A 2,369-nucleotide genomic window follows, 5' to 3' on the forward strand; every position below is an offset into this window, starting at 1 on the left:
ATGAAGAACAGCTGCAGGAATGTGGGGCGCGGGCGAACGATCATCGAAGGCCTTTCACGGACCGGCACTGGCCCTCAGCTTCTCTATTGTGCGATGCGACAGCTCTGCAAGCCCAGCCGCCAGCGACATCGCCATGTCGTCCTTGCAGCGCCTGGACTATCGGCACGCGCCGGTCGCGGATATTGAAGAGCACGTGGGCTGCGGCCCGTTTTTTGCAGGCGAGGGAAGACAGATGGCCGGCGAAACCGATCTCAAGACACTGCTGGCGTCGATGACACCGGAGCTGCTCGCCGGCGCCTATGTCTTCGTCACGCTGGCACCCGGCGTCCCTCAGCCGGAAGGCGTTGAGCCGGTGATGGTGTTTCGCGAGCGCGAGGGTGTGACGCTGATCGTGACCGAGGAGGAGGCCAACGCCGCGGCACTGACCGCTTCGTTCCGCTGCCGGATGCTGACGCTGAACATCCATTCGTCGCTGGAAGCCGTCGGCTTCCTCGCCGCCATCACCACGCGCCTGGCCGCCGCCGGCATGGGCGTGAACCCGGTTTCGGCCTTTTATCACGACCATCTGTTCGTTCCCGCCGATAGGGCGGAGGAGGCACTGAAGCTGCTGATCGGGCTGGCCGAAGACAACCGAGTGTAGCGCATCGGCGAAGCTGCCGATCTCCCTCGTGGGGGAGATTGGCCTTCATCAATGCTCCGCAAACCTTCAGCATCCCGGCCGAGGGCGGAGCCCGCGACCGCGGGCCAGCCGCGCTAGCGGCGGTGCGGCCCGTGAGCGAAAACTAAATCAGCCGTCAGGCCGCCTTCTTCTTCGGCTGGATCAGGCCGCGCTCGACCAAAAGCTCGGCGATCTGCACCGCGTTGAGTGCGGCGCCCTTGCGCAGATTGTCGGAGACGATCCACATCGACAGGCCGTTGTCGATGGTCGAATCCTCGCGGATGCGCGAGATGAAGGTGGCGTCCTCGCCGGCCGATTCCAGCGGCGTGATGTAGCCTCCGTCCTCGCGCTTGTCCAAGACCTGGCAGCCTGGGGCTTCACGCAGGATATCCCGCGCGTCGTCGGCGGTGATCGGCTTTTCGAACTCGATGTTGACCGCTTCCGAGTGGCCGATGAACACCGGCACGCGCACGCAGGTCGCCGTCAGCTTGATCTTGGGATCGAGCATCTTCTTGGTCTCGGCGACCATCTTCCATTCTTCCTTGGTGAAGCCGTCGTCGAGGAAGACGTCGATATGCGGGATGACGTTGAAGGCGATGCGCTTGGTGAACTTCTTGACGTCGACGGTGTCGGCGACAAACACCGCGCGTGTCTGCGTGAACAGCTCGTCCATGCCTTCCTTGCCGGCGCCAGACACCGACTGGTAGGTGGCGACAACGACGCGCTTGATGGTGGCGAAATCGTGCAGCGGCTTCAGCGCCACCACCAGCTGCGCCGTCGAGCAGTTCGGATTGGCGATGATGTTCTTGCGCGTGAACAGCGAGATCGCGTCCGGGTTCACTTCCGGCACGATCAGCGGCACGTCCTGGTCGTAGCGGAAGGCCGACGAATTATCGATGACGACGCAGCCCTGCTTGCCGATCTTCGGCGACCATTCCTTGGAGACGTTGCCGCCGGCCGACATGATGCAGATATCGGTGTCGGAAAAATCATACTGGTCAAGCGACTTCACCTTCAGCGTGCGGTCGCCGAACGACACTTCCGTGCCCTGGCTGCGCCGTGAGGCCAGCGCCACCACCTCGCTTACCGGAAAGCCGCGCTCTTCCAGTATGTTGAGCATTTCCCGGCCCACATTGCCCGTGGCGCCGACGATCGCTACCTTGAAACTCATCGAAAAATCTCCTGTCCCTCTCCGCTTGGTTTTTGGAGAAACCCGCTGGCCGCTGCGGGTTCCGTCCCCCGGGCCGAACCCGGGAGAGGGTGGTTAGGCCAAGGGAATCACACCGTTTTGGTGGTGGTTTTGCCAGTTTTCTCGGCCAAGAATGTGGTTTTGCTGAAACGAGGAGATGCGCCGACGCGCCCGGCCCAATGATGTGCATTGAGGCTGGGGGCATCGAATGCAGGAAGAGCCGTCAAAAGGCCGCGCATCGAAACTGTCCCGTTCGGTGCCGGCTTTTACGCGGTTTGCGGCAAGAGTCAATTGCCGAGCGGCGCCTGGTTTTGCGCGCGCCCTGTACAATCGCGGCTGCGCGAAGTACGAACGGCCAAGATTGTTTGGCTGGCGCGAGGCCCGCCCCGGCATGTGCTCCGTGATGAGCGCGGACCCTAAAATTCCGAAAGAGTGAGATGTCCAACTTCGAAGCACTTGTTCCAGCGCTTGCCAGGGCGCTGGAGAAACGCGGCTATTCCGAGCTGACGCCCGTCCAGAAGG

3 protein-coding genes are annotated in these 2,369 nt (G+C 62.5%); 1 reads left to right on the forward strand and 2 read right to left on the reverse strand.

Annotated elements, in window-relative coordinates:
* Nucleotides 1-232 precede the first annotated feature (232 nt).
* Nucleotides 233-640, forward strand: coding sequence for an ACT domain-containing protein (locus ENZ74_RS29450; RefSeq protein ID WP_013528796.1), 408 nt, complete (start codon nucleotides 233-235; stop codon nucleotides 638-640).
* Nucleotides 641-794: 154 nt separating this feature from the next.
* On the opposite strand, the gene ENZ74_RS29455 is transcribed toward ENZ74_RS29450, so the two are convergent.
* Both ENZ74_RS29455 and ENZ74_RS34545 read right to left on the reverse strand, forming a co-directional pair.
* The gene (locus tag ENZ74_RS29455; RefSeq protein ID WP_063169561.1) at nucleotides 795-1,829 is read right to left on the reverse strand and encodes an aspartate-semialdehyde dehydrogenase; all 1,035 of its coding nucleotides are present in this window, start codon (nucleotides 1,827-1,829) and stop codon (nucleotides 795-797) included.
* A gap of 107 nt (nucleotides 1,830-1,936) precedes the next feature.
* The gene (locus ENZ74_RS34545; RefSeq protein ID WP_164746448.1) at nucleotides 1,937-2,086 is read right to left on the reverse strand and encodes a hypothetical protein; all 150 of its coding nucleotides are present in this window, start codon (nucleotides 2,084-2,086) and stop codon (nucleotides 1,937-1,939) included.
* Nucleotides 2,087-2,369: the final 283 nt, after the last annotated feature.

It is taken from the genome of Mesorhizobium sp. M7A.F.Ca.CA.002.15.2.1 (genome assembly GCF_003998715.1).
In the GTDB taxonomy this organism is placed as follows: domain Bacteria; phylum Pseudomonadota; class Alphaproteobacteria; order Rhizobiales; family Rhizobiaceae; genus Mesorhizobium; species Mesorhizobium ciceri.